Source organism: Mesorhizobium sp. M4B.F.Ca.ET.214.01.1.1 (assembly GCF_004791545.1).
GTDB classification, from domain to species: Bacteria; Pseudomonadota; Alphaproteobacteria; order Rhizobiales; family Rhizobiaceae; genus Mesorhizobium; species Mesorhizobium abyssinicae.
In genome coordinates this window covers 45714-69699 of the sequence record NZ_SRUX01000019.1, presented here as the reverse complement: position 1 = coordinate 69699, position 23986 = coordinate 45714, and the positions used below count along the sequence as shown (strand labels likewise).

Genomic DNA, 23986 nt, shown 5'->3' with positions numbered 1-23986 from the left:
AAACATTGCCGGGCTGGCTTTGGCGCAGATGATTCACGTGAAACACTAGGTCTAGCACCGCAGTCGCATTGTTTCACGTGAAACGAGTCGGTGTTGCATCCTTGACAGCGAAGCCTCGCGGGGACATCTCTCCGGGCAACTTCAGATTTTGGACTCGAAAAAGATGAACGATCACTATGATGTGGTTGTGGTGGGCGGCGGCCATGCCGGTTGCGAGGCGGCCAGCGCCGCCGCACGCGCGGGCGCCAGGACGGCGCTGGTGACCCTGCGTTTCGACACAATCGGCGTCATGTCCTGCAATCCGGCGATCGGCGGCCTCGGCAAGGGCCACCTGGTGCGCGAGATCGACGCCATGGACGGGCTGATGGGCCGCATCGCCGATGCGGCAGGCATCCAGTTCCGCTTGCTCAACCGCCGCAAGGGTCCGGCCGTGCGCGGCCCGCGCACGCAAGCCGACCGCAAGCTCTATCGGTTGGCCATGCAGGAAGCGATTCGGCAGCAGAACGATCTCGAGGTGATCGAGGGCGAAGTTCTCGACTTTGAGATCGCGAAAGGGCGGATCGCGGCCGTTCAGATCTCGGGCGATCGCCGCCTGGCTTGCGGCGCGGTGGTGCTGACCACCGGCACCTTCCTGCGCGGATTGATCCATATCGGCGAGAAGAAGATCGTCGCCGGCCGCATGAACGAGCAGGCGAGCCTTGGCCTGTCGGCAACGATGAGCCGCGCGGGATTCACGCTTGGGCGCCTCAAGACCGGGACGCCCCCTCGCCTCGACGGCCGCACCATCGACTGGGCGTCGCTGGAAAGCCAGGCGGCGGACGAGGAACCGGTGCCGTTCTCGCTGCTGACCGACGCGATCCAGAACCCGCAGATCGATTGCGGCATCACCCGCACGACGCCGGCCACGCATGAGCTGATCCGCGCCAATCTCGGCCGCTCGGCGATGTATTCCGGCTCGATCGAAGGCGTCGGGCCGCGCTACTGCCCGTCGATCGAGGACAAGATCGTCAAGTTCGGCGACCGTGAAGGCCACCAGATCTTCCTGGAGCCCGAAGGTCTCGATGACGACACCGTCTACCCGAACGGCATCTCGACCTCGCTGCCGGAGGATGTGCAACTCGACATATTGAAGTCGATCCCGGGGCTGGAGCGGGCAACCATGCTGCAGCCGGGCTATGCCATCGAATACGACCATGTCGATCCGCGCGAGTTGTTGCCGACGCTGGAGACGAAGCGGATCGGCGGCCTGTTCCTCGCCGGACAGATCAACGGCACGACCGGCTATGAGGAGGCCGGCGCGCAAGGTCTGCTCGCCGGCCTCAACGCCGCGCGCAAGGCATCCGGCAACGAGCAGATCGTGCTCAGCCGCACCGAAGCCTATATCGGCGTGATGGTCGACGACCTCACCAGTCGCGGCATTGCCGAGCCCTATCGCATGTTCACCTCGCGCGCCGAGTTCCGCCTGTCGCTGAGAGCCGACAATGCCGATGAGCGGCTGACCCCGATGGCGGACCGACTGGGGATCGCGTCAATGGAACGGATGCGGCGCTTCAACGGGATGAACGAGGATCTTGCCAAGGCGCGGGAACTGGCATCGAGCGTGCTGTTCACGCCCAACGAGGCGGCGCGGCATGGGCTGGAGATCAACAGGGATGGCGTGCGCCGTTCCGCCTATGAGCTGCTCGCCTACCCCGGTGTCGATGTTGCCTGGCTGGCGCGCATCGAGCCGCGCTTCGGCTCAATCGATGCGAAGACGGCGGAGCGCCTCGAAACGGAAGCGAAATATTCGGTCTATCTGGACCGCCAGCAGGCTGATGTCGCGCAGATCAGGCACGAGGAAAGCCGATTGATCCCCGCATCGCTGGATTTCGCCGACGTTCCCGGCCTGTCCAATGAACTGAAGCAGAAGATGAAGACGCGGCAGCCGCGCTCCATCGCCGATGCGCAGCGCATGGAGGGCATGACGCCGGCGGCGCTGGCGATCATCGTCGCCCACGTCCGCAACGCCGAAGCCGCCGCGCAGAGGCATGTCGCGTGAGTGCTGCGTCATGGGAGAGCCTGCAGGAAGCGACGGGCCCGGTTTCACGTGAAACATTCGAGCGTCTGGTTGCCTTCGAACAGCTGTTCCTGAAATGGAACCGCAGCATCAACCTCGCCGCGCCGTCGACCTTGGACGATGTCTGGCGCAGGCACATACTGGATAGCGCGCAGCTCGCCCGAATCGAACCCGAGGCCAGACGCTGGGTCGACCTCGGTTCGGGCGGCGGCTTTCCCGGACTGGTGCTGGGCTTCCTGCTAGCCGAGCGCGACGGCGCGTCGATCGACCTGGTCGAAAGCAACCGCAAGAAGGCGTCGTTCCTGCAGGCGGTCGTCGGCCAGTTCGGGCTGCCGGCGCGAGTCGTCGCACGGCGCATCGACGACAGCTATCCGCTTGTTGCGGCACCGGAAATCGTCACGGCGCGAGCGCTTGCGGCTTTGCCGGCGCTGCTCGACCTGGCGGCGCCGTGGCTGACCAAAGGGGCGCGCGCGCTTTTCCACAAAGGCCGGGATTACCGGGCCGAGGTGGAAGAAAGCACTCACCGCTGGGCATTCGATCTGGTAGAACATCCAAGCATGACCGACCCTCATGGCGTCATCCTCGAAGTCACCCATCTGCGCCCGGCGACCCCGCAATGAATCACTGGCATAGACCCATGAAAACTGGACCTCGAATCATCACCGTAGCCAACCAGAAGGGCGGCGTCGGCAAGACGACGACCGCCATCAATCTGGCGACGGCGCTGGCGGCGATCGGCGAACAGGTGCTGATCGTCGACCTCGATCCGCAAGGCAATGCCAGCACCGGGCTCGGCATCGACCGCAAGGACCGCACCGTCTCCTCCTACGACGTGCTGATCGGCGAGCTCGATCTCGAAGCGGCGGCGGTGCCGACGGCGGTGCCGGGCCTCTCGATCGTGCCATCGACGCTCGATTTGCTCGGCATCGAGATGGAGATCGCCTCGGCGCCGGACCGGGTGCTGCGGCTGCGCAACGCGTTGCGCGCGGCGGCCGAGCGTTCGGCGCCTTTCGGCTATGTGCTGATCGACTGCCCGCCGTCGCTCAACCTTTTGACCTTGAATTCAATGGCGGCAGCCGATTCCGTTCTGGTGCCGCTGCAGTGCGAGTTCTTCGCGCTTGAAGGTCTCAGCCAGCTGCTCGAGACGGTCGAGCAGGTGCGTCGCACGATCAACCCGGATCTCACCATCCAGGGCATCGTGCTTACCATGTACGACGGCCGCAACAACCTGGCCAACCAGGTGGTGCAGGACGTGCGCACGCATATGGGCGACAAAGTCTACGAGACGATCATCCCGCGCAATGTCCGCGTTTCCGAAGCGCCCTCCTACGGCAAGCCGGCGATCCTCTATGACCTCAAATGCTCGGGCAGCCAGGCCTATCTGCAGCTCGCTTCCGAAGTGATCCGCCGCGAGCGCAAATTGCGCGCCGCCTGATGCCGGCCAAACGCCGATTCGATACCGAAACGATCTGGACAGATTATGAGTGAAGACCTTTCGAGAAAAAGACTTGGCCGCGGCCTGGCGGCGCTGATCGGCGAGATCGACCGCCCGGCGATCCCGGAAAAGCTGAGCCCGGCGGCCGACGGCAAGGTGCCGATCGAATTCGTCAGCCCCAATCCGAAGAACCCGCGCCGGCATTTCGGCGATGCCGAGCTGACCGATCTGGCGCAGTCGATCCGCGAGCACGGCGTCGTGCAGCCGGTGGTGGCGCGGCCGTCGCCAACGCAGCCCGGCCGCTACGAGATCATCGCCGGCGAGCGGCGCTGGCGGGCGGCGCAGCGCGCCGGCCTGACCGAGCTGCCGATCATCCTGCGCGAGGTCAACGACCGCACGGCGCTGGAGCTGGCGATCATCGAGAACGTGCAGCGCGCCGACCTCAACCCGGTCGAGGAAGCGCAAGGCTATCAGCAATTGATCGACGAGCACGGCTACACCCAGGCCGACCTCGGCCAGGTGATCGGCAAGAGCCGAAGCCATGTCGCCAACACACTGCGGCTCCTGAAGCTGCCCAATGTCATCCACGACATGCTGGTCGACGGCGCGCTGTCGGCGGGCCACGCCCGCACACTGGTGACGGCCGAGGATCCGGCGGGCCTCGCCAAGCGCATCGTCGAGGAGGGACTTTCGGTGCGCCAGGCCGAAGCGCTGGCGCAGATGCCGGCCGGTCCGACGCCGGCCAAGGCGAAAAAGGCCGAGCCGGTGGAAAAGGACCCCGACACGCTGGCGCTGGAAAAGCTGCTCACCGACACGATCGGCATGATCGTGTCGATCGAGCACAAGGAGCGCGGCGGCACAATTCGCGTCAACTACCGGACGCTGGACCAGCTCGACGAGCTCTGCCGGCGGCTGAAGGACGAGCGGTAAAGTGTCGAGATTTCAGGACATTTAGCCGGCTAATAACGTTTCGGCTTAAGATGAAAAGCGAGGAAGGGCTGGCATCCGCCGGCCCTTCGTTTTGTGACCCCTCCGCCCGGCTCCTTTCCTCTCCCTCCGGAGGGGGGAGAGGTGGCGCTGCGAAGCAGCGACGGAGTGGGGGAAGGCGGTCCTTAAATGCCCCGCCGCCGACAATTCATCAATCAGGCATCACCCCGCCAGAAACAACGACGCCGGCGCGGGTCGACCCCCACTCCGTCGAGCTTCGCTCGACACCTCTCCCCCGATCGACGGGGGAGAGGAAGGGCGCCCTTCCTATGAAACGACGAAACGCGCTCGTCCCGGTCGCTAGGCGTCGTCCGTATCTTCGTTTGTCCGGTTGCTGTGCATCAGCTTCGACCGGACAAGCAGTACGGAAATGACGATCGCCACGATTGGGCTTGCCATGAACACGATGTCGTCCAACGCGCGGCCGAAGGACAGGCGAGCGGTGACCTGCCAGAGGACAACCGTCAAGAACACGCTGAAAAAGAACCCGATAACGACTTTCTTGGTCATTTCACCCCCCCCCGAATCGCCCCTGAAACACCTGGCGCCAGCCAGCCAATCCCAATTTGAGGTTGAAGTCTGTAGTGCGGCACAGCGCTTCATGGAATCCGGGTCTGCCCCTAAGTGTTTGTTATTGCGCAATCCCGTATGGAAAACCGCCGGCCACTTTTCCTGGAATTGCTCTAATAGGCGACCGGGACTGCATTCAGGCGAAGACGGCTCAGCCCCTCTGCGCCAACCGCGCGCTTTCGACCGCAATGCCAAGCAGCGCCTGGCGCGCCAGGGCTTCCGACAGGTCCGGCCGCTTGCGGGTCTGCAGCACGGCGGTCTGCAGCCGGTTGAGCGCCCGGCCGAGCGCCTCGACGTTCCAGCGCTCCAGCGTCTTTTCCACCAGCTTGCGCCGCGAGAAGAAGACCGGCGGGCGCGCGGCCGCGACGACGGAGGCGGCGTTGCGGCCGCCGCCTTCCATCTGGCCGCGCATCGCCTGGATCGCCTGCAATTGGCGCATCGCCGCCGACAGCACCAGGAAGGGGTGGCCGCCGCCCTGGCAGTGTCGGGTGAAAGCGGTGTCGAAATCGGCGATCTTGCCGTCCAGCAGCGCATCGACGGCATCGTCGAAGGAGGCGCCTGACACGTCGCCGGACGTCGCCCGGACATCGTCGAGGTTGATCTCCTTCTGGCCGTGGGCGTAGAGCACCAGCTTCTCGATCTCGCCGCGCGACGCCAGCCGGTCGCCGCCGAGATTGCGGCGCAGCGCCTGGCGCGCCTCCAGCGTCATCGACATGCCGGCCTTGCGCAGTTCGTCGTCGATGACGGTCTCGATATCCCTTGCCTCGTCGGCATAGCAGGGCAGGGCGATGGCGTTGCCGGCGGCCTCGACGATGGCGCGCAGGCCGGTGCCCTTCTTCAGGTCGCCGGCCTCGATGAGGATGATGGCGTCCCGCGCCGGCTCCGATGTCAGCGCCTTGACGTCGTCGGCCAGCGCTTTCTGGCCGCTGGCGTTGCGCACCCACAAGAGCCGCCGGTCGGAGAACATCGGCACGGTGCGCGCCTCGTCGAGCAGGCGGCCCTGGTCGCGGTCGACTTCCGCGCCGTCCAGCCTGACGACCGAGAACGGATCGTCGAGCGGCAGGCCGGTCTTGCCGGCAAAAGCCCTGGCCCGTTCGGCGACGAGCCCGCGGTCCGGGCCGTAAAGCAGGACGATGGACATGGCCGCGTCAGGCCGCGCCAGCCACGAATCGACCTCGTATCCCTTCTTCTGTGCCATGCGGGGTGAGTTAGCATGAGGCGGGGCGGGTGAACCAGAGTTTCGGCAACTTGCAGAGGCCTATCTGGCTCGCGCGGGCGATTGTTTCGATGTCGGATGATGATTCATAGCTGACCGCCGGCGCCGCCCCCCATCCGCCTGCCGGCACCTTCTCCCCACATAGTGACGGGGAGAAGTGGGATGGCCGCGACGTTGGCGCCCTTCTTGCGACGTTGATGATTGGCGAAACGGGGGACACAGCGCCCCTCTCCCCGTCACCATACCGGGAGAGGATGCCGGCAGGCAGGTGAGGGGCAGCACTGGCCTCGACAGTTACCCGAACGCCTACGTGGTCCGGGCATTTCAGGCTCTTGCGCCAGACCGGTCACAGCCATTCGCCAAATTGCGTGACGCAGGAAAACATCGACAAGAAATTTCGCCGTCATATCTGCATCTTGTCGCCAGCGCGCCGTATCGGCCTTGATCAGCCGAGAAGCCGGGGCACGGCCCGTCATCTGGCCGATGAATTAGTGGCGCGGATGTGCAACTATCGCACCGGCAACATTGGAGGACGTAGGTCATGGCCGATGCTGGAATGTTGCGGTTCCATGTTCCCGAGCCCGAGGTGCGGCCGGGTGGCACGCCCGATTTCTCCAATGTGACCATCCCCAAGGCCGGATCGGCGCCGCGCCCGGAGATCGATGTCGATCCGCGCACCATCCGCGACATGGCGTTCTCGATCATCCGCGTGCTCAACCGCGACGGCGAGGCAGTCGGGCCGTGGGCCGGGCTGCTTTCCGACCAGGAATTGCTCGAAGGCCTGCGCCACATGATGACGCTGCGCAGCTTCGACCAGCGCATGCAGATGGCGCAGCGCCAGGGCAAGACTTCCTTCTACATGCAGCATCTCGGCGAGGAGGCGGTGAGCTGCGCCTTCCGCAAGGCGCTGACCAAGGGCGACATGAACTTCCCGACCTATCGGCAGGCCGGCCTGCTCATCGCCGACGGCTATCCGATGGTCACGATGATGAACCAGATCTATTCCAACGAGGCCGATCCGCTGAAGGGCCGGCAACTGCCGATCATGTATTCGTCAAAGGAGCACGGCTTCTTCTCGATCTCCGGCAATCTGGCGACGCAGTACATCCAGGCGGTGGGCTGGGCGATGGCTTCGGCGATCTCCAACGATTCGCGCATCGCCGCCGCCTGGATCGGCGACGGCTCGACGGCGGAGTCCGATTTTCATGCAGCACTCGTGTTCGCCTCGACCTACAAGGCGCCGGTGGTGCTCAATGTCGTCAACAATCAGTGGGCGATCTCGACGTTCCAGGGCATTGCGCGTGGTGGCTCCGGCACTTTCGCGGCGCGCGGCCTCGGTTTCGGCATCCCTTCGCTGCGCGTCGACGGCAACGACTATCTCGCCGTCCATGCGGTGGCGAAATGGGCGATCGAGCGGGCGCGCCGTAATCTCGGGCCGACGCTGGTCGAATATGTCACCTACCGCGTCGGCGCGCATTCGAGCTCGGACGACCCGTCCGCCTACCGGCCGAAGGCGGAGTCCGATGCCTGGCCGCTCGGCGACCCGATCGTGCGGCTGAAGAACCATCTCATCCTGCGCGGCGTCTGGTCGGACGAGCGCCATGCCCAGGCGGAAGCCGAAATCCTCGAGACGGTGATCGCGGCGCAGAAGGAGGCCGAGAGCCACGGCACGCTGCATGCCGGCGGCAAGCCGTCGACGCGCGACATGTTCGAGGGCGTCTATGCCGAGATGCCGCCGCATCTCAGGCGCCAGCGCCAGCAGGCAGGGGTCTGACCATGCCGAGACGGACCATGATCGAGGCGATCCGCGACGCCATGGACGTGTCGATGGGGCGCGACGAGCGCGTCGTCGTGTTCGGCGAGGATGTCGGCTTCTTCGGCGGCGTCTTCCGCTGCACGCAAGGCCTGCAGGCCAAATACGGCAAGAGCCGCTGCTTCGATGCGCCGATCAGCGAAGCCGGCATCGTCGGCGCCGCCATCGGCATGGCCGCCTATGGGCTTAAGCCCTGCGTCGAGGTGCAGTTTGCCGACTATGTCTATCCGGCCTACGACCAGATCGTCTCGGAGGCGGCGCGGCTGCGCTATCGCTCCAACGGCGATTTCACCTGCCCGATCGTGGTTCGCATGCCGACCGGCGGCGGCATCTTCGGCGGCCAGACGCACAGCCAGAGCCCGGAGGCGCTGTTCACCCACGTCTCCGGCCTGAAGGTGATCGTGCCGTCCAACCCTGCCGACGCCAAGGGGCTGCTGATCGCGGCGATCGAGGATCCCGATCCGGTGATCTTCCTCGAGCCGAAGCGGCTCTACAACGGTCCGTTCGACGGCCATCACGACCGCCCGGTGACGCCGTGGTCGAAACATGATCTTGGCGAGGTCGCCGACGGCCACTACACTGTCCCGCTCGGCAAGGCGGCGATCCGCAGGCAGGGCGCCGCGGTTACGGTGCTCGCCTATGGCACGATGGTCTATGTCGCCGAGGCGGCGGCCGCGGAGACCGGCATAGACGCCGAGATCATCGATCTGAGGACCCTGCTGCCGCTCGATCTCGAGACGATCGTCGCCTCGGTGACGAAGACCGGACGCTGCGTGGTGGTGCACGAGGCGACGTTGACCTCCGGTTTCGGCGCCGAGCTCTCGGCGCTGGTGCAGGAGCACTGCTTCTACCATCTGGAAGCACCGGTCGTGCGCGTCGCCGGCTGGGACACGCCCTATCCGCACGCGCAGGAGTGGGACTACTTTCCCGGCCCGGCCCGGGTCGGCCGCGCGCTCGTCGAAACGCTGGAAGCTTGAAGAGGGGAGGCCTGACCATGGGCGAGCACGTCATCAAGCTGCCGGATGTCGGTGAAGGCGTCGCCGAGGCCGAGCTGGTCGAATGGCATGTGAAGGTCGGCGACCTCGTGCGCGAGGACATGGTGCTGGCCGCCGTCATGACCGACAAGGCAACCGTCGAGATTCCCTCGCCGGTCGATGGCGAGATCCTGTGGCTGGGCGCCGAGATCGGCGACACGGTGGCGATCGGCTCGCCGATCGTGCGGCTGAAGGTTGCCGGCGAGGGCAATATGAAGCCGCAGAGCGATGCGGCGGAAGAGGCCATCAAGGCCGAACCGCCAGCCAAGCTGCCAACCCCGAAACCCGAGGCCGCTCCGGCGAGCCCGAAGGCGCAGTCAAAGGTCGCCGCGCCGAAAGCCAAGCCGGCGCCAGCTCCCGCAAATGGGGCGGCACGGGCCTTGGTTTCCGGCGCGCCGCGTCCCGAAGGCGAGAAGCCTTTGGCCTCGCCCGCCGTCCGGCTGCGCGCCAGGGAAGCCGGCATCGACCTCAGGCAGGTCGCGGGTTCCGGCCCGGCCGGCCGCATCGGCCATGAGGATATCGAGGCGTTCCTGGCGCGCGGGCCGCAGGTCGCGAAAACCTCCGGGCTTGCCCGCAAGGACAATGTCGAGGACATCAAGGTCATCGGGCTGCGGCGCAAGATCGCCGAGAAGATGGCGCTCGCCAAATCGCGCATCCCACACATCACCTATGTCGAGGAGATCGACGTCACTTCACTGGAGGAGCTGCGGGCGACGCTGAACAAGGAGAAGCGGCAGGACCGGCCGAAGCTGACGCTGCTGCCGTTCCTAATGCGGGCGATGGTCAAGGCGATCGCCGACCAGCCGAGCATCAACGCGATCTTCGACGACGAGGCCGGCATCATCCACCAGCATGGCGGCGTCCATATCGGCATCGCCGCGCAGACGCCGTCCGGGCTGGTGGTGCCGGTGGTCAAGCATGCCGAGGCGCGCGACCTGTGGGAGTGCGGCGCCGAGGTCAACCGGCTGGCCGAGGCGGCGAAGTCGGGCACGGCGAGCCGCGACGAGCTGTCAGGCTCGACCATCACCATCACCTCGCTCGGCGCCATGGGCGGCGTGGCGACGACGCCGGTCATCAACTATCCGGAGGTGGCGATCGTCGGCGTCAACAAGATGATGGTGCGGCCGGTGTGGGACGGCACCCAGTTCATCCCGCGCAAGATGATGAACCTGTCGTCCAGCTTCGACCATCGCGTCATCGACGGCTGGGATGCCGCTGTGTTCGTCCAGCGCATCAAGGCGCTGCTGGAAACGCCTGCGCTGATTTTCGTGGATTAGTGGGGCGGGACGATTGAGATGATGGCGGGACAGCGCCCCCCTCTGCCTTGCCAGGCATCTCCCCCACAAGGGGGGAGATTGGACGTCATGCCGGGCTTCGCCAATCTCCGCCGTTGCAGGAATGAACGAAACGACGAAGCTGCTGATATCCCCCCTCGTGGGGGAGATGTCCGGCAGGACAGAGGGGGGCGCGAAGGATCGCGACGGAACGTTCCCTCGGATCGAAGGACCACATCATGAAAGAAATCTCCTGCAAGCTGCTCGTCATCGGCGCCGGGCCCGGCGGCTATGTGTGCGCGATCCGCGCCGGCCAGCTCGGCGTCGATACGGTGATCGTCGAGGCGGGAAAGCCGGGCGGCACATGCCTCAATGTCGGCTGCATTCCCTCCAAGGCGCTGATCCATGCCGCGGAGGAGTTCGAGAAGGTGGCGCATATGGCCGGCGGCAACAGCCCGCTCGGCATTTCGGTCGCTGCGCCGACGCTCGATCTGGCCAAGGCAATCGCCTGGAAGGACGGCATCGTTAGCCGGCTGAACAGCGGCGTCGCCGGGCTGCTGAAGAAGGCCAGGGTGAAGACCGTGCAGGGCTGGGCGACGTTCCGCGACGGCAAGACCGTCGAGGTCGAGACCGAGACCGGCACCCAGGTGATCCGCGCCGAGACGGTGGTGATCGCGACCGGATCGGCGCCGGTCGAACTGCCGTTCCTGCCGTTCCGCGGCCCGGTGATCTCGTCGACGGACGCGCTGGCGTTGAGCGAGGTGCCGAAGAAGCTCGCCGTGGTCGGCGGCGGCTATATCGGGCTGGAGCTTGGCATGGCCTTCGCAAAAATGGGCGCCAAGGTCACCGTGGTTGAGGCGCTGCCCCGCGTGCTGGCGCAATATGACGCCGAACTGACCCGACCGGTGGTGAAGCGGCTCGGCGAGCTCGGCATCGAGGTGATGACAGGCGCCAAGGCCAAGGGGGTGTCGACCCAGGGACAGGCCGGCAAGGGCGATGCGCTGCTGGTCGAGGCGGCAGACGGCAAGAACGCCAAGGTCGCCGCCGACAAGATCCTCGTCACCGTCGGGCGCAAGCCGCTCACCGAAGGCTGGGGGCTGGACCAGATCGACCTCGACATGGCCGGCAAATTCATCCGCATCGATGAGCAGTGCCGCACCTCGATGCGCGGCATCTTCGCCATCGGCGACGTCACCGGCGAGCCGATGCTGGCGCACCGGGCGATGGCGCAGGGCGAGATGGTGGCCGAGATCGTCGCCGGCCACAAAAGAAGCTGGGACAAGCGCTCGATCCCGGCGATCTGTTTCACCGATCCGGAGCTGGTGACCGCCGGTCTGTCGCCGGACGAGGCGAAGGCGCTGGCTGGCGAGATCAAGATCGGCCAGTTCCCGTTCGCCGCCAACGGCCGCGCCATGACCAGGCTCGGCGAGGATGGCTTCGTGCGCGTCGTCGCCCGCGCCGACAACCACCTGGTGCTAGGCATCCAGGCGGTCGGCCAGGGGGTCTCGGAACTGTCAGCCGCGTTCGGCCTGGCGCTGGAAATGGGGGCGCGGCTGGAGGACATCGCGGGAACGATCCACGCCCATCCGACGCAGGGCGAAGGTTTCCAGGAAGCGGCGCTCAAGGCGCTGGGTCAGGCGCTGCATATTTGAAAAGGTTTCTCCCCCCTTGAGGGGGAGATGACCGGCAGGCCAGAGGGGGCCGGTGCGACCGGACGCGACCTCCCTTGCGACAGATGGAGGTTAGCGCTCCACGCGAAGCGACCCCCTCTGTAGCCTTCGGCGACATCTCCCCCTCAACGGGGAAGATTGCACAGCTCACCCCGCGAGCCGGCTTTCCATCTCGTGCTGAGCGTAGGCGCGGCCGAAGCGGTTGGCGAGGAAGGCGTCGAGCGCGATGTCTTCCTGGCGCACGAAGCCCCTGGCCGGCAGCGAGCCGTCGGCCAGCATGTCGAGCACGGCGCAGATGCCGGAGGCGGTGGTGATCTGGATGGCGCTGCGCACCAGGGTGCCGACGCGCTTCGAGTAGATCTTGTTGGCGTAGGTCTCCTGCAGCAGGCGGCCATTCTTGCGGCCCGAGACGGTGACGAAGACGATGACGACGTCCTGCAGCGTCGACGGCAGCGCGCTCTCGAAAATGTCCTTCAGCACGTCGCGGCGATGGCGAAGCCCGAGATCATTGAGCAGCGCCTTCATGATCGCGGCGTCGCCGGGATAGCGGATGGTGCGGTAGTTCAGCGTGCGCACCTTGCCCTTCAGCGTCTCGGCCAGCGTGCCCAGCCCGCCCGAGGTGTTGAAGGCCTCGTAGGTGACGCCGTCGAGCGAGAACTCCTCGCGCTCCTCCAGCGGCGGTACCTCGATCAGCTCGCCCTCGACGATCGCCTCGCAGGGCTCGCAGTATTCGTTGATGACGCCGTCGGTGCTCCAGGTCAAATTGTAGTTCAGCGCGTTGGACGGATATTGCGGCAGCGCGCCGACCCGCATGCGCACGCTCTCCAGCGTGTCGAAGCGGCTGGCGAGATCGTTGGCGACGATGGAGATGAAGCCCGGCGCCAGCCCGCATTGCGGAATGAAGGCGCTCCCGGCGTCGCGCGCCAGCTCCTTAACCCGCCTGGTGCTGACGACATCCTCGGTGAGGTCGAGATAGTGCACGCCGGTAGCGGCGGCAGCCTCGGCGATGCGCGTGGTGAGATGGAAGGGCGCGGCGCTCAGCACCGCGAACTTGCCGGCAAGCGCCGCCTCGAGCACGCCCGGCGCGGCGATGTCGATCTCAAGCGTCTCGACACCGGCGGGCAATTCGGCCGCCGCAAGCTGCGCCGCCGAGCGGTCGACGAGCGTCACGCCATAGTCGCCGGTGGAGGCGAGCATCTCGGCGATGGTCGAGCCGATCTTGCCGGCGCCGACGACAACGATGTTCTTTTTCATGATCTATACCCCTGCCATTTCGAAACTGGCGGGAATCATCGCAGCTTGCCTGTCGAAAGGAAGCGTGGAATTGTACGAAGCGAAATGCCATTTTGAACAATATGCCGACAAGGATCGTCGAAATGATCAGCGATGCCGAACAGGCCCTGCTTTCGCTGCTGCGCGCCAACGCGCGCGCCTCGACCGCCGAGCTCGCCCGCCAGCTCGGCGTGTCGCGCACCACGGTGCAGAGCCGGATCGATCGGCTGGAGCAGCGCGGCATCATTGCGGGCTACGGCGTGCGGTTGTCGCCCGACTATGAGCAAGGGCTGGTCAGGGCGCATGTGCTGCTTACCGTCACGCCCAAGCTCGCCGACAAGGTGGTGCGCGCCTTGGCGGCGCTGCCGCCGGTCAGGACGCTGCATTCGGTCAGCGGCAATTTCGACATGATCGTCATCGTCGACGCGCCGTCGATCCGCGATCTCGACGCGCTGCTCGACCAGATCGGCGCTATGGACGGGGTCGAGCGGACGTCGTCGTCGATCATTCTGTCGACGCGGATCGATCGGTGAAACTGCCGGCAGGCGAGTGAACGGCACCTTTCCTCTCCCCCGTCGATCGGGGGAGAGGTGTCGAGCGAAGCTCGACGGAGTGGGGGTCGACCTGCACGGCCGTTGCTATTTCAAGCCTGCGGTGAATTGTCAGCGGCAGCGCATTCGAGGACCGGCTTCCCCCACTCCGTCGCTGCTTCGCAGCGCCACCTCTCCCCCCTCCGGAGGGAGAGGAAAGGAACAGGCCGCGCCCGGTCGGACCGACCCCCTCTGTCGCCTTCGGCGACATCTCCCCCTCAAGGGGGGAGATCAGATGTCACGCCGGCTTTCGCCAATCGCCGATGTGGCAGAAAAGGCGCCGGGATCGAAGCTGCCAATCTCCCCCCTTGAGGGGAGATGCCCGGCAGGGCAGAGAGGGGGGCGAAGGAACGCTGCGCTTCCTTTTCAACGCCCCAAGCAGCCTAAGCCCTGCGCCGCTCCGGCCCGTTGTCCAGCCAGGCGACATCTTCCGCCGACAGCTTGATATCCAGCGCCCTGAGACTGTCCTCCAGCTCGTCAAGCGTGCGCGGGCCGATCAGCGGCACCGACGGGAAGGGCTGCGCCAGCACATAGGCGAGCGCGACATGGATCGGGCTCTTGCCGAGGCGGTTGGCGAGCTCGATGGCGCGGTCGCGGCGGCCGAAATTCTTTTCGGAGTACCAGACCCTGACCAGCTCCTCATTGTCCTGCTTGTCTCTCCCGGCGCGGTCGGTGAAGAAGCCGCGGCCCTGGCTCGACCAGGCGAAATTCGGCATCTGCCTGGCGGTCAGCCAGGCCTTCCAGTCGTCGGTGGACGAGGTGACGCAGCCGGCCCAGATCGGCTCCAGCATCTCGGCCAGCGAGAAATTGTTGGAAAGCGCGCCGGGCCTCTGCTTGCCGGTGCGCTCGGCATAGGCGATCGCCTCGTCCATGCGCTCCATGGTCCAGTTCGAGCCGCCGAACGGGCCGCGGATGCGGCCGGCCTTGGCCTCGGCGTCCATGGCGTCGACGAACTCGCCGACCGGCACATCCGGGTTGTCGCGGTGCATGAAATAGATGTCGACATGGTCGGTCTGCAGCCGGTCGAGCGACTGGGCGAGCTGCTTGCCGATGACGTCGGGATAGCAGAGCGGCGAATGCGCACCCTTGCCGATGACAACCGACTGTTCGCGCACGCCGCGGCTCCGCAGCCATTGTCCGAGCAGCGTCTCGGTGTAGCCGGCGCCATAGACATAGCCGGTGTCGAACAGATTGCCGCCGGCCTCGAAGAAGGCGTCGAGCAGGATCGAGCCCGAGGAGAACGTCCGGAAGTCCTCGAAGCCGAGCGCCACCACGGACGCCGGCTTCGGCAGGCCGGGAATGGCGCGCTTGGCAATCGCCTTGCCATCCTTGCGCAGCGGCCGGCCGGAGAGGGTGTTGGCGCGCTTAGCCGGCTTTTCGATCTCGTACTCCAGCCCGACCGCGGCGCGCCATTTGTCGAGCGCGCGCAGCGTGCCGAGGCTGTCGGCCCAGGACATGCCCGGCCAGGCGAATTCCTGCCGACCGGCCAGGATCGCCTCGCCGGCGCCGTCGACCTCGAAGGAATAAACATGGCGGGTCTCGTTGACGCTGATGGTCTCGCGGCTCCCGTCGGGCCGGATCAGGTCGATCCTGCCCGGCCCGACGTCGCGGTTGCCACCGGCGAACCAGAAGTCAGGCACCTCGATCTGGCCCTTGGTGCCAAGAATGCGCAGCACATTGTCCTGGTTGAGCGAGATGCTGCAGGAAACCTCGGCGACGATGCCGTCGGCAAACTGCAGCAGCGCCGAGGCCCATTCGTCGACGCCGGACTGGCCGAGATGGGCAGCGCCCACAACCTTGTCGGGCTCGGCGAAGGGTTGCCCGATCGCAGCGCCTGCAAGCAGCCGCGCCATCGACACAGGATAGCCGCCGACATCGAGGATGCCGCCGCCGGCGAGGTCGTTAGCATAGAGCCGGTGCTCCGGCATGAAGCCCGGCATGGCGAAGCCGAAGCTCGATTTGATCATGCGGACTTCGCCGATGACGCCCGACTTGATCAATTCGACCAGCTTCAACGTCTGCGGGTGCAGCCGGTACATGAAGGCTTCGCCGAGGAAAGTGCCGGCCTTGCGCGCGGCATGGATCATGGCGTCGGCCTCGAAAGCGGTGAGCGCCAGCGGCTTTTCGCACAGCACGTGCTTGCCGGCTTCAGCGGCCTTGATCGCCCATTCGGCATGGCCGGGATGCGGGATCGAGATATAGACGGCGTCGACGCCGTCGTCGGCGAGCAGCGCCTCATAGCCGTCGAGGATGCGCGCGCCGGGGAAGGTCTCGGCGAGGCCCGGCTTGCCGGAGTTGCGGGCGCCGAGCGCTACCAGTTCGCCGGTGTGCGACTGCGCCACGCCGCCGGCAAAGGATTTGGCGATGCTGCCGGGCCCGAGAATGCCCCAACGAATCTTTTGCGGTCTGGATGTCATGTCAAATCTCCTGGGGTCGCCGCCACGCATCCGCGATCGGGCAAGAATGGACCATTGGAATTGCTCTAGCGTATCCGCGCGCCCTTGGTGTCGAAGAGCAGCGCCTTGTCGGCTTTGATCGCCACCGTCAGATGGTCGCCGCTCGCCCGCTGCCTGGATGCCTCGCGCTCGATAATCAGTTCGTCGTCTCCGGCACCGGCGTAGACGTAGCTCACCGATCCGAGATGCTCGGCGACATCGGCCTTGACGGCGATGTCGCAATCGCCTTTGCCGGCATCGAAGAAGTGTTCCGGCCTGACCCCTAGCACGACCTCGGCGCCGACAGCCGGAGGCGCGCTCTGGAGCGGCTTGCTCAGCCGCGCGCCGGCGTGGTTGACGAGCTCGACCGTCGCCGCGCCCTGCCCGGTCTCGACCACCTTCGCCGGCATGAAATTCATCTTCGGCGAGCCGATGAAGCCGGCAACGAAGCGGTTGGCCGGGTCGTCATAGAGATCGAGCGGCGCGCCGATCTGTTCGACATTGCCGGCCTTGAGCACGACGATCCGGTCGGCCAGCGTCATCGCCTCGGTCTGGTCGTGCGTCACATAGATCATGGTGACGCCGAGCTCCTTGTGCAGCCTGGAGATCTCGACCCGCATCTGGACGCGCAGCTCGGCATCGAGATTGCTGAGCGGCTCGTCGAACAGGAACACTTGCGGCTCGCGCACGATGGCGCGGCCGATGGCGACGCGCTGGCGCTGGCCGCCCGACAATTGCTTCGGTCGCCGGTGCATCAGCTCGTCGATGCGGAGAATCTCGGCGGCGCGCCTCACCCGCCGCTCGGTGTCGGCCTTCGGGTTGCCGTTCATGCGCAGGCCGAAGCTCAGGTTCTGCTCCACCGTCATGTGCGGGTAGAGCGCGTAGGACTGGAACACCATGGCGATGCCGCGTTCGGCCGCCTCGACATCGTTCACCACCTTGCCGCCGATGGCGATCTCGCCGGCGCTGATGTCCTCCAGCCCGGCGATCATGCGCAGCAGCGTGGACTTGCCGCAGCCGGACGGGCCGACGAAGACGACGAACTCGCCATCGGCGATGTCGATGTTGGCGCCATGGACGACGCCGAAGCCGCCGAAGCGCTTCACGACATTGGTGAGTGTGACCGCTGCCATATCGCCTTTCCTACTTGACCGCGCCGGCGGCGATGCCGGCAATGAAATGACGCTGCAGGAGCACGAAGACGACGAGCATCGGCACGGTCAGCATGACGGCGCCGGCCATGATGCCGCCCCAGGAGACCTTGGTCAGGCCGATCAGCGTGCCGAGCGCCACCGGCGCGGTCATCGAACCGGGCTGGCTGTTGATCAGCAGCGGCCAGAGATAATTGTTCCACGAGGCGAGGAAGAGGATGATGGCCAGCGCGGCCAGCATCGGCCGTGCCAAAGGCAGCGCGACGAACAGGAAGATGCGCCACTCCTTGACGCCCTCGACGCGGGCGGCGTCGAACAGATCGGCCGGCATCATCGAGAAGGCCTGCCGCATGAAAAGCACGCCGAGCGAATTGAACAGCGGCGGCACGATCAGCGCGATCCAGGTGTTGGCGAGCTGGAAGTCGCGCGCCACCATGATGAACTGCGGGATCAGCACCACCGAATAGGGCAGCGTGATGGTGCCGAGAATGATCGCCACCACCGCGCCCTTGCCGACGAACTGATAGCGCGCCAGCGCCCAGCCGGCCATCGAGGTGAGCAGCACCGACAGGAAGGTGTAGGTCACCGCCACCGAAACCGAGATGCCGATGGCGCCGACGAAATTGGTGTCGCGCTGCAGATTGTTGAAATTGTCGACGAAATTGTCGTGCGGCAGAAGCTCGATGCCGGGGCTGAAGATGCCGTTGTCGGGCATGGTCGAGAACACCACCATCATCCACAGCGGAAACAGCCAGATCACCGCCAGCGGCGTCAGGAAGAGATGCAGCGCGATTGCGCGGCCGAGCCGGCTTTGCGAGCGCGAGGTCATTTCGGGTCCCTCGTCAGCCAGAGCTGCACCAGGGTGATGGCTATCGCCAGCCCCGCCATGGTGTAGGCGACGGCCGAGGCGTAGCCGAAATTGAGCGAGCGGAAGCCCTGGCGGTAGAGCAGCAGGCCGAGCGTCTCGGTGCCACCGCCGGGGCCGCCGCGTTCGGTGATCAGGAACGGCTCGGTGAACAGCTGCATGGTGCCGATGATCGACAGCACGGCGCAGAAGACGATGATCGGCTTCAACAGCGGCAGGGTGATGTAGAAGAACTGCTTGACCTTGCTGACGCGGTCGAGCGTGGCCGCCTCATAGACATCGTCCGGGATGGACTGCAGGCCGGCGAGCAGGATGATGGCGTTGTAGCCGGCCCAGCGCCAGGTCACCGCGATCATGATCAGCGCCATGGCCGGCGTGACGTTGGAGAACCAGTCGACGCTGGGCAGGCCGACGCTGTTCAAGAGCTTGTTGATGATGCCGAAGTTCAGATTGAACATCAGCCGGAACACCGCCGAATAGGCAACCTCGCCGACCACCACCGGGGCGAAGAAAGCAAAGCGGTAGAGGCCGCGGACTTTCAGCAGCGGCGAGTTCAACAGCACCGCCATGACGATGGCCAGCGAGATCATCACCGGCACCTGGATGACGAGGATGAGCAGCGTGTTCTTCAGCGCGTTGTAGAAGGCCGGGTCGCCGATCAGCCGGCCCCAGTTGAAGGTCGGCGCGAAGCGCCAGGGCACGGTGCGCGTCGCCTGGAAGGAGATCAGGAACGAGCTGATGATCGGCCAGACCCAGAAGATGGAAAAGATCAGCAGATAGGGCGTGAGGAAACGATAGGCCGTGGCGTTCTGATGGCGCATCGTTTCCTCCTTCAATCGGTTGCCGCCTGTTGTGGCGGGCAGTGTTGATATGGATGCGGCCGGTGGGGGCAGCATGATTTGGCCAGGTCAGCGCCGCCCCTCATCCCCCTGCCGGGACCTTCTCCCCGTATATTGACGGGGAGAAGGGGCTAGCCGCGGCCTTGGCATCCTGCTTTGCAACGCTGGCGATTGGCGAAATCGCTGGCGGCAGCGTCCCTCTCCCCGTCACTATACGGGGAGAGGATGCCGGCAGGCAGGCGAGGGGCAGCGCCAACAGTCCGGCAAGGTGCCCTATATCTGGCCCACCAGCATCTCTGCCTTCACTTCACCGGCAACCCAGTCGCCGAGGCGATCTGGTTGGCGGCGTCGTCGAGCGCCGCCTTGGCGTCCGGATAGCCGCCGCCCAGATATTTGGTCTGCACGGCGCGCATGATGAGCTCGGCATCGCTCTGGAACTGCGTGCCGCGGCTCGGCACGACCTTGGGCAGGGTGGCCAGGATATCCTTCCACACCGCCTGGCCGCCCCAGTAAGGCAGGCCCTGCGAGACATAGGGGTCGTCGAGCGCCGAGATCAGCGACGGCACCAGGCCGAAATCCTTCAGCATGGTGATCTGGCCTTCATTGGTCTCCAGCGTGTATTTCAGATAGGCGTAGGCCGCTTCCTTGTTCTTCGAGGCCGAGGTGATGGCCAGCGACGAGCCGCCGAGATTGGCGGCGCGCGGGCCGTCGGCGGTCAGGCTCGGCATCGGATAGACGCCCCACTTGCCGTTTTCGCCGGCCGATTCGGTTCGGATGGTGCCCTCATACCAGCCGCCATAGACCTGGGTGGCGACGGCGCCGGCGGTGTTGTTGGTGATCTTGGTGCCCCAGTCGGCCGAGGCCATGATGCCGGCGTCCTTCATCTCCTTGATCTTGGTCAGCGTGTCGACGCATTTGGGCTGGTTGACCGTGATCGACTGGCCGTCCTCGGCGAAATAGCCGCAGCCCTGCTCGTTGGCGATCATGCGGAAGAATTCGGTGTCGCCGTTGAAATCGGCGTTGGTCATGGTGACGCCGGGATTGGCGGCCTGGATCTTCTTGCCGGCGGCGATGAAATCGTCCCAGGTCTTGATCGAGGCGGGGTCGACACCGGCCTTCTCGTAGAAGTCGCGGCGGTAGAAGGAGGCGACCGGGCCGGAATCCCAAGGCATCGCATAGGCCTTCTCGCCGACCTCGAGCTCGGTGCGCTTGAAATCGGGGAATTTCTTCTGGTCCTCGGCGGTGTAGCCCAGCGTATGCAGGTCGACGAAGCAGTCGGGGAACTGGCTCCAGTAGTTCTCGGCCTCGCCATTCTCGATCGAGACGATGTCCGGCAGACCAACGCCGCCGGCGGCGCAGCCGGCAATCGACTTGTCATAGGTCGGCTGGTTGCCGAGATCCTCGACGGTCACCTTGATGTCGGGGTATTTCTTGTTGAAGCCGGCGACGGTGGCCTTCAGCGACGAAGCCGCGATGTTCCAGCTCCAGATCGTGATTTCGCCGGATTGCGCCATGGCCGGGCCGGAGCCCAGGGCAAGCGCGAGCGCGGCGCAGGTCAGTGTGGTGCGCATTGAACTCCTCCCATTTCATTTGCTCTCTCACAGTGAGCGTGGCTAGATTATGCAGCGCGGAAGGCTTGTCCCGGACAAAGGGAAAAGAAAATTGGCGGAAAGTAAGATGCCGGAACGGCCGTTCTACCAGCCTGGCGCCAGCAGCGTGGAAGGCATGCCGCTAATGCTGCAGATGTTCCACACACAGCCGCTGGTTATGCTCAAGCCGCATTGGCACGCGCAGGTGGAAGTCAATTTCATCGTGCGCGGCACCGTGCACTATTTGATGAACGATCACGAGATCTCGCTGTCGGCCGGCGAGATGTGCCTGTTCTGGGGCGGCCTGCCGCACCAGATGGACGATCTCAGTGACGATGCCGTCTATGCCGGGGCGCATTTGCCGCTGGTGCATTTCTTCCGGCTGCATCTGCCCACCGATGTCCGGCACCGGCTGATGACGGGCGCCACGCTGGTGACGTCGGCCACCGACCAGGCCGACAACCACAATTTCGAGCGCTGGAACAGCTACGCCCGCTCGGGCGACGCGGCCAAAGCCGAGCACGCGGTGAACGAGCTGCTGCTTCGGCTGGAGCGGGTGCGGTTCGAACCCTACCGGCTTGTTTCGAGGGTTCCCGCCGCACATTCGGCGGGCAGCCCCTTCGACCAGCAGTCCTCGCGCAATGTCGGGCGCATGTGCGACTTCATCGCCGAGAATTTCCTCTATGAGATCGACTGCATCGACATAGCGGCTGTCGTCGACATCCACCCGAAATACGCCATGAGCATCTTCAAGAAGTCGACCGGGATGACGCTCAACGAGTATGTCAACCTGCTGCGGCTGAGCTATGCGCAGGCGCTCTTGATGCATGAGGACGCCAACGTGCTGCGCGTCGCCATGGATTCGGGCTTCGGCTCGCTCAGCGCCTTCAACAAGTCGTTCCGCAAGCTTGCCGGCATGTCGCCCTCCGACTTCCGCCGGGCCGGCGTCAAATAGCCGAGGATCACTTCATGGGTGCGCGCGTCGCGTCACCCCACCTCGACCGCCACCACCGAAACGCAGTCGCCGGCCTTGACCAGGCCTGGAAAATGCCGCGCCGCGAGCAGGCCCGACATTTTCGCCCCGATCTCCTGCGGCGCGACGCCGGTGCGGCCGATGCCATGAATACGGGCGACGACCTGTCCCTCCTCGACGGGCTCGCCGAGATCGACCATCGTCTCGATCATGCCGTCGTCCTCGGCGAAGGCGAAGCAGTCGCCGGAAGGCATGTCGAGCCAGCGGGTCTTTGCCAACTCGACCGCACCGGCGACGATGCCGGCATGCTTGAGCACGTTGCGCACGCCGCGGCGAGCGATGCGCACCGTCTCGGCGCGGGAGGTGCCGCCGCCGCCGAGCTCGGTGGTGATGAACAGCTTGCCCATCTCCTCGGCGGCGGTGTCGAACATGCCGACGGCGTCGATCTCCAGCATTTTCATCGACCACGGCGCCGAGAACGCCTCGACCGCGTCGAAGCCCTTCGCTTCCAGGTCCTTGTCCGGCCTTATGTGGGCGGCGCAGAACGGCACGAAGTCGAGCGTCCTGCCGCCGGAGTGGAAGTCGAGCGCGATGTCGGTGCGCGGCAGGAGCTCACGCTGGAAATAGTCGGCTATCTTTTCCGTCACCGTGCCGTCCGGACGACCGGGGAAGCTGCGGTTGAGATTGCCCTTGTCGATCGGCGAGGTGCGGGTGCCGGCGCGGAAGGCCGGGTAGTTCATCGCCGGCACGATGATGACCGTGCCGGTGACCTCCTTGGGATCGAGCGTGCGGGCAAGGTCGTAGAGCGCCAGCGGCCCCTCGTACTCGTCGCCATGGTTGCCGCCGGTGAGCAGCGCCGTCGGGCCGTTGCCGTTGCGGATGACGCAGATCGGGATCATCACCGAGCCCCAGGCCGAATCGTCGCGGCTGTAGGGCAGGCGCAGGAAACCGTGCTGGACGCCGTCCTTGTCGAAATCGACGGTCGGGACGATCGGTGAAGGACGCAAGGCCGCCATCGCGATCAATCCTTCGCGACCAGCTTGCGCGGCACATTGGCCAGGCACTCTACGCCGGTCTCGGTGATGAGAATGGATTCGGTGATCTCCAGCCCCATCGTCTCCAGCCAGAGGCCGGTCATGAAGTGGAAGGTCATGCCGGGTTTCAGCTCGGTGCGGTCGCCGGGGCGCAGGCTCATGGTGCGCTCGCCCCAGTCCGGCGGATAGGAGATGCCGATCGGATAGCCGGTGCGGTTGTCCTTGACGATGCCGTATTTCTTCAAGACGGCGAAGAAGGCGTTGGCGATGTCCTCGCATGTGTTGCCGGGTCTGGCGGCGGCAAGGCCTGCCTCCATGCCTTCCAGCGTCGCCTTCTCGGCGTCGAGGAAGGCCTGCGTCGGCTTGCCGAGGAAGACGGTGCGCGACAGCGGACAATGGTAGCGGTTGTAGCAGCCGGCGATCTCGAAGAAGGTGCCCTCGCCCGCCTTCATCGGCCGGTCGTCCCAGGTCAGATGCGGCGCCGAGGCGTCGGCGCCCGACGGCAGCAGCGGCACGATCGCCGGATAGTCGCCGCCGATCCCATCGACGCCGCGCGTGCCGGCATCGTAGATCTCGGCGACCAGATCGCATTTGCGCATGCCGACCTCTATTTTGTCGACGATGCGCTGGTGCATGGCCTCGACGATGCGGGCGGCCTTGCGCATGTAGTCGATCTCGGTCGGGCTCTTCACCGCCCGCTGCCAGTTGACCAGCGCGGTGGCGTCGACGAACCGGGCGTTGGGCAGGTGCTTCTGCAGCGCGGCGAAGGCGGCGGCCGAGAACCAGTAATTGTCCATTTCGACGCCGATGGCGAGCTTGCCCCAGCCGCGATCGGAAAGCACGCTGGACAAGAAGTCCATCGGGTGGCGCTCGGTCGACTGCACGTAGTGGTCGGCGTAGCCGATGATGTTGTCATGGGCGAGATAGGCGGTGCGCTTGGCGCCGTTGGCGTCCTGGCCGCGGCCGTACCAGACCGGCTCGCCTGAAGGCGGCACGATGACCGCCTGATGGACATAGAACGACCAGCCGTCATAGCCGGTCAGCCAGGCCATGTTGGAGGGGTCGCTGACGATCAGCAGATCGACCCCCTTGGCCGCCATTGCCCTCCGGGTCTTGGCGAGGCGCTCCGCATATTCGCCGCGCGTGAATTTCAAATTCGGCTGCATTGTTCTTGGTCCTCGTT

General features: G+C 65.5%; 20 protein-coding genes. 10 read left to right on the top strand and 10 right to left on the bottom strand.

The features are described 5' to 3' along the window. Positions 1-163 precede the first annotated feature (163 nt). The 4 genes from mnmG to EN857_RS29560 are packed head-to-tail and all read left to right on the top strand — an operon-like array spanning position 164 to position 4421. Positions 164-2038 carry a tRNA uridine-5-carboxymethylaminomethyl(34) synthesis enzyme MnmG gene (mnmG, locus tag EN857_RS29575; protein WP_128346769.1) on the top strand — a complete coding sequence of 625 codons (1875 nt, stop codon included), beginning with the start codon at positions 164-166 and terminating at the stop codon, positions 2036-2038. Next, complete coding sequence (rsmG, locus tag EN857_RS29570) at positions 2035-2676, top strand: 16S rRNA (guanine(527)-N(7))-methyltransferase RsmG (RefSeq protein WP_135859487.1); 642 nt, start codon at positions 2035-2037, stop codon at positions 2674-2676. Before mnmG ends, rsmG begins: the two co-directional genes overlap by 4 nt. Positions 2677-2693: 17 nt before the next feature. Then, positions 2694-3491 carry a ParA family protein gene (locus EN857_RS29565; protein WP_135859486.1) on the top strand — a complete coding sequence of 266 codons (798 nt, stop codon included), beginning with the start codon at positions 2694-2696 and terminating at the stop codon, positions 3489-3491. A 45-nt stretch (positions 3492-3536) separates the two neighbouring features. Continuing rightward, entirely contained in the window at positions 3537-4421 is an 885-nt protein-coding gene (locus EN857_RS29560) for a ParB/RepB/Spo0J family partition protein (protein ID WP_135859485.1), read from the top strand. Positions 4422-4778: 357 nt separating this feature from the next. Here EN857_RS29560 and EN857_RS29555 read toward each other — a convergent pair whose 3' ends face one another. Both EN857_RS29555 and holA read right to left on the bottom strand, forming a co-directional pair. Then, positions 4779-4988: a hypothetical protein gene (locus tag EN857_RS29555; RefSeq protein ID WP_127392195.1), complete on the bottom strand. Its 210-nt coding sequence runs from the start codon at positions 4986-4988 to the stop codon at positions 4779-4781. 211 nt (positions 4989-5199) lie between these two features. Next, entirely contained in the window at positions 5200-6246 is a 1047-nt protein-coding gene (gene holA / locus EN857_RS29550; protein ID WP_135859484.1) for a DNA polymerase III subunit delta, read from the bottom strand. A gap of 559 nt (positions 6247-6805) precedes the next feature. Between holA and EN857_RS29540 the strand changes: the two genes are divergently transcribed. From EN857_RS29540 to lpdA, 4 genes are all read left to right on the top strand, one after another. Beyond that, a complete protein-coding gene (locus tag EN857_RS29540) occupies positions 6806-8038 on the top strand; it encodes a 3-methyl-2-oxobutanoate dehydrogenase (2-methylpropanoyl-transferring) subunit alpha (RefSeq protein WP_127392193.1) in 1233 nt (410 codons plus the stop codon). Between the two features lie 2 nt (positions 8039-8040). Continuing rightward, the gene (locus EN857_RS29535) at positions 8041-9054 is read left to right on the top strand and encodes an alpha-ketoacid dehydrogenase subunit beta (RefSeq protein ID WP_135859483.1); all 1014 of its coding nucleotides are present in this window, start codon (positions 8041-8043) and stop codon (positions 9052-9054) included. Positions 9055-9071: 17 nt separating this feature from the next. After that, positions 9072-10388, top strand: coding sequence for a dihydrolipoamide acetyltransferase family protein (locus EN857_RS29530; protein WP_127284090.1), 1317 nt, complete (start codon positions 9072-9074; stop codon positions 10386-10388). Positions 10389-10624: 236 nt separating this feature from the next. Then, positions 10625-12037, top strand: coding sequence for a dihydrolipoyl dehydrogenase (lpdA, locus tag EN857_RS29520; RefSeq protein WP_128273212.1), 1413 nt, complete (start codon positions 10625-10627; stop codon positions 12035-12037). A 165-nt stretch (positions 12038-12202) separates the two neighbouring features. Here lpdA and EN857_RS29515 read toward each other — a convergent pair whose 3' ends face one another. Beyond that, on the bottom strand, positions 12203-13309 hold the full coding sequence (locus EN857_RS29515) for a saccharopine dehydrogenase family protein (RefSeq protein ID WP_135859482.1): 1107 nt from the start codon (positions 13307-13309) through the stop codon (positions 12203-12205). A 122-nt stretch (positions 13310-13431) separates the two neighbouring features. On the opposite strand from EN857_RS29515, the gene EN857_RS29510 reads away from it, so the two are divergent. Further along, positions 13432-13860: an Lrp/AsnC family transcriptional regulator gene (locus tag EN857_RS29510; RefSeq protein WP_127392189.1), complete on the top strand. Its 429-nt coding sequence runs from the start codon at positions 13432-13434 to the stop codon at positions 13858-13860. Positions 13861-14300: 440 nt separating this feature from the next. On the opposite strand, the gene EN857_RS29500 is transcribed toward EN857_RS29510, so the two are convergent. The 5 genes from EN857_RS29500 to EN857_RS29480 form a co-directional block, all read right to left on the bottom strand. Beyond that, on the bottom strand, positions 14301-16334 hold the full coding sequence (locus EN857_RS29500) for an aldo/keto reductase (RefSeq protein ID WP_135859481.1): 2034 nt from the start codon (positions 16332-16334) through the stop codon (positions 14301-14303). Between the two features lie 65 nt (positions 16335-16399). Then, positions 16400-17485 carry a sn-glycerol-3-phosphate ABC transporter ATP-binding protein UgpC gene (ugpC, locus tag EN857_RS29495; RefSeq protein WP_135859480.1) on the bottom strand — a complete coding sequence of 362 codons (1086 nt, stop codon included), beginning with the start codon at positions 17483-17485 and terminating at the stop codon, positions 16400-16402. 10 nt (positions 17486-17495) lie between these two features. Then, positions 17496-18332: a carbohydrate ABC transporter permease gene (locus EN857_RS29490; RefSeq protein WP_127286634.1), complete on the bottom strand. Its 837-nt coding sequence runs from the start codon at positions 18330-18332 to the stop codon at positions 17496-17498. Continuing rightward, positions 18329-19189, bottom strand: coding sequence for a sugar ABC transporter permease (locus EN857_RS29485; protein WP_126057345.1), 861 nt, complete (start codon positions 19187-19189; stop codon positions 18329-18331). Before EN857_RS29485 ends, EN857_RS29490 begins: the two co-directional genes overlap by 4 nt. A 320-nt stretch (positions 19190-19509) precedes the next feature. Then, positions 19510-20778: an ABC transporter substrate-binding protein gene (locus EN857_RS29480; RefSeq protein WP_135859479.1), complete on the bottom strand. Its 1269-nt coding sequence runs from the start codon at positions 20776-20778 to the stop codon at positions 19510-19512. 106 nt (positions 20779-20884) lie between these two features. On the opposite strand from EN857_RS29480, the gene EN857_RS29475 reads away from it, so the two are divergent. Continuing rightward, a complete protein-coding gene (locus EN857_RS29475; protein WP_135859552.1) occupies positions 20885-21751 on the top strand; it encodes a helix-turn-helix domain-containing protein in 867 nt (288 codons plus the stop codon). A 32-nt stretch (positions 21752-21783) separates the two neighbouring features. On the opposite strand, the gene doeB is transcribed toward EN857_RS29475, so the two are convergent. Continuing rightward, on the bottom strand, positions 21784-22785 hold the full coding sequence (gene doeB, locus EN857_RS29470) for a N(2)-acetyl-L-2,4-diaminobutanoate deacetylase DoeB (protein WP_135859478.1): 1002 nt from the start codon (positions 22783-22785) through the stop codon (positions 21784-21786). 5 nt (positions 22786-22790) lie between these two features. Then, entirely contained in the window at positions 22791-23969 is a 1179-nt protein-coding gene (gene doeA, locus EN857_RS29465) for an ectoine hydrolase DoeA (protein WP_135859477.1), read from the bottom strand. Positions 23970-23986: the final 17 nt, after the last annotated feature.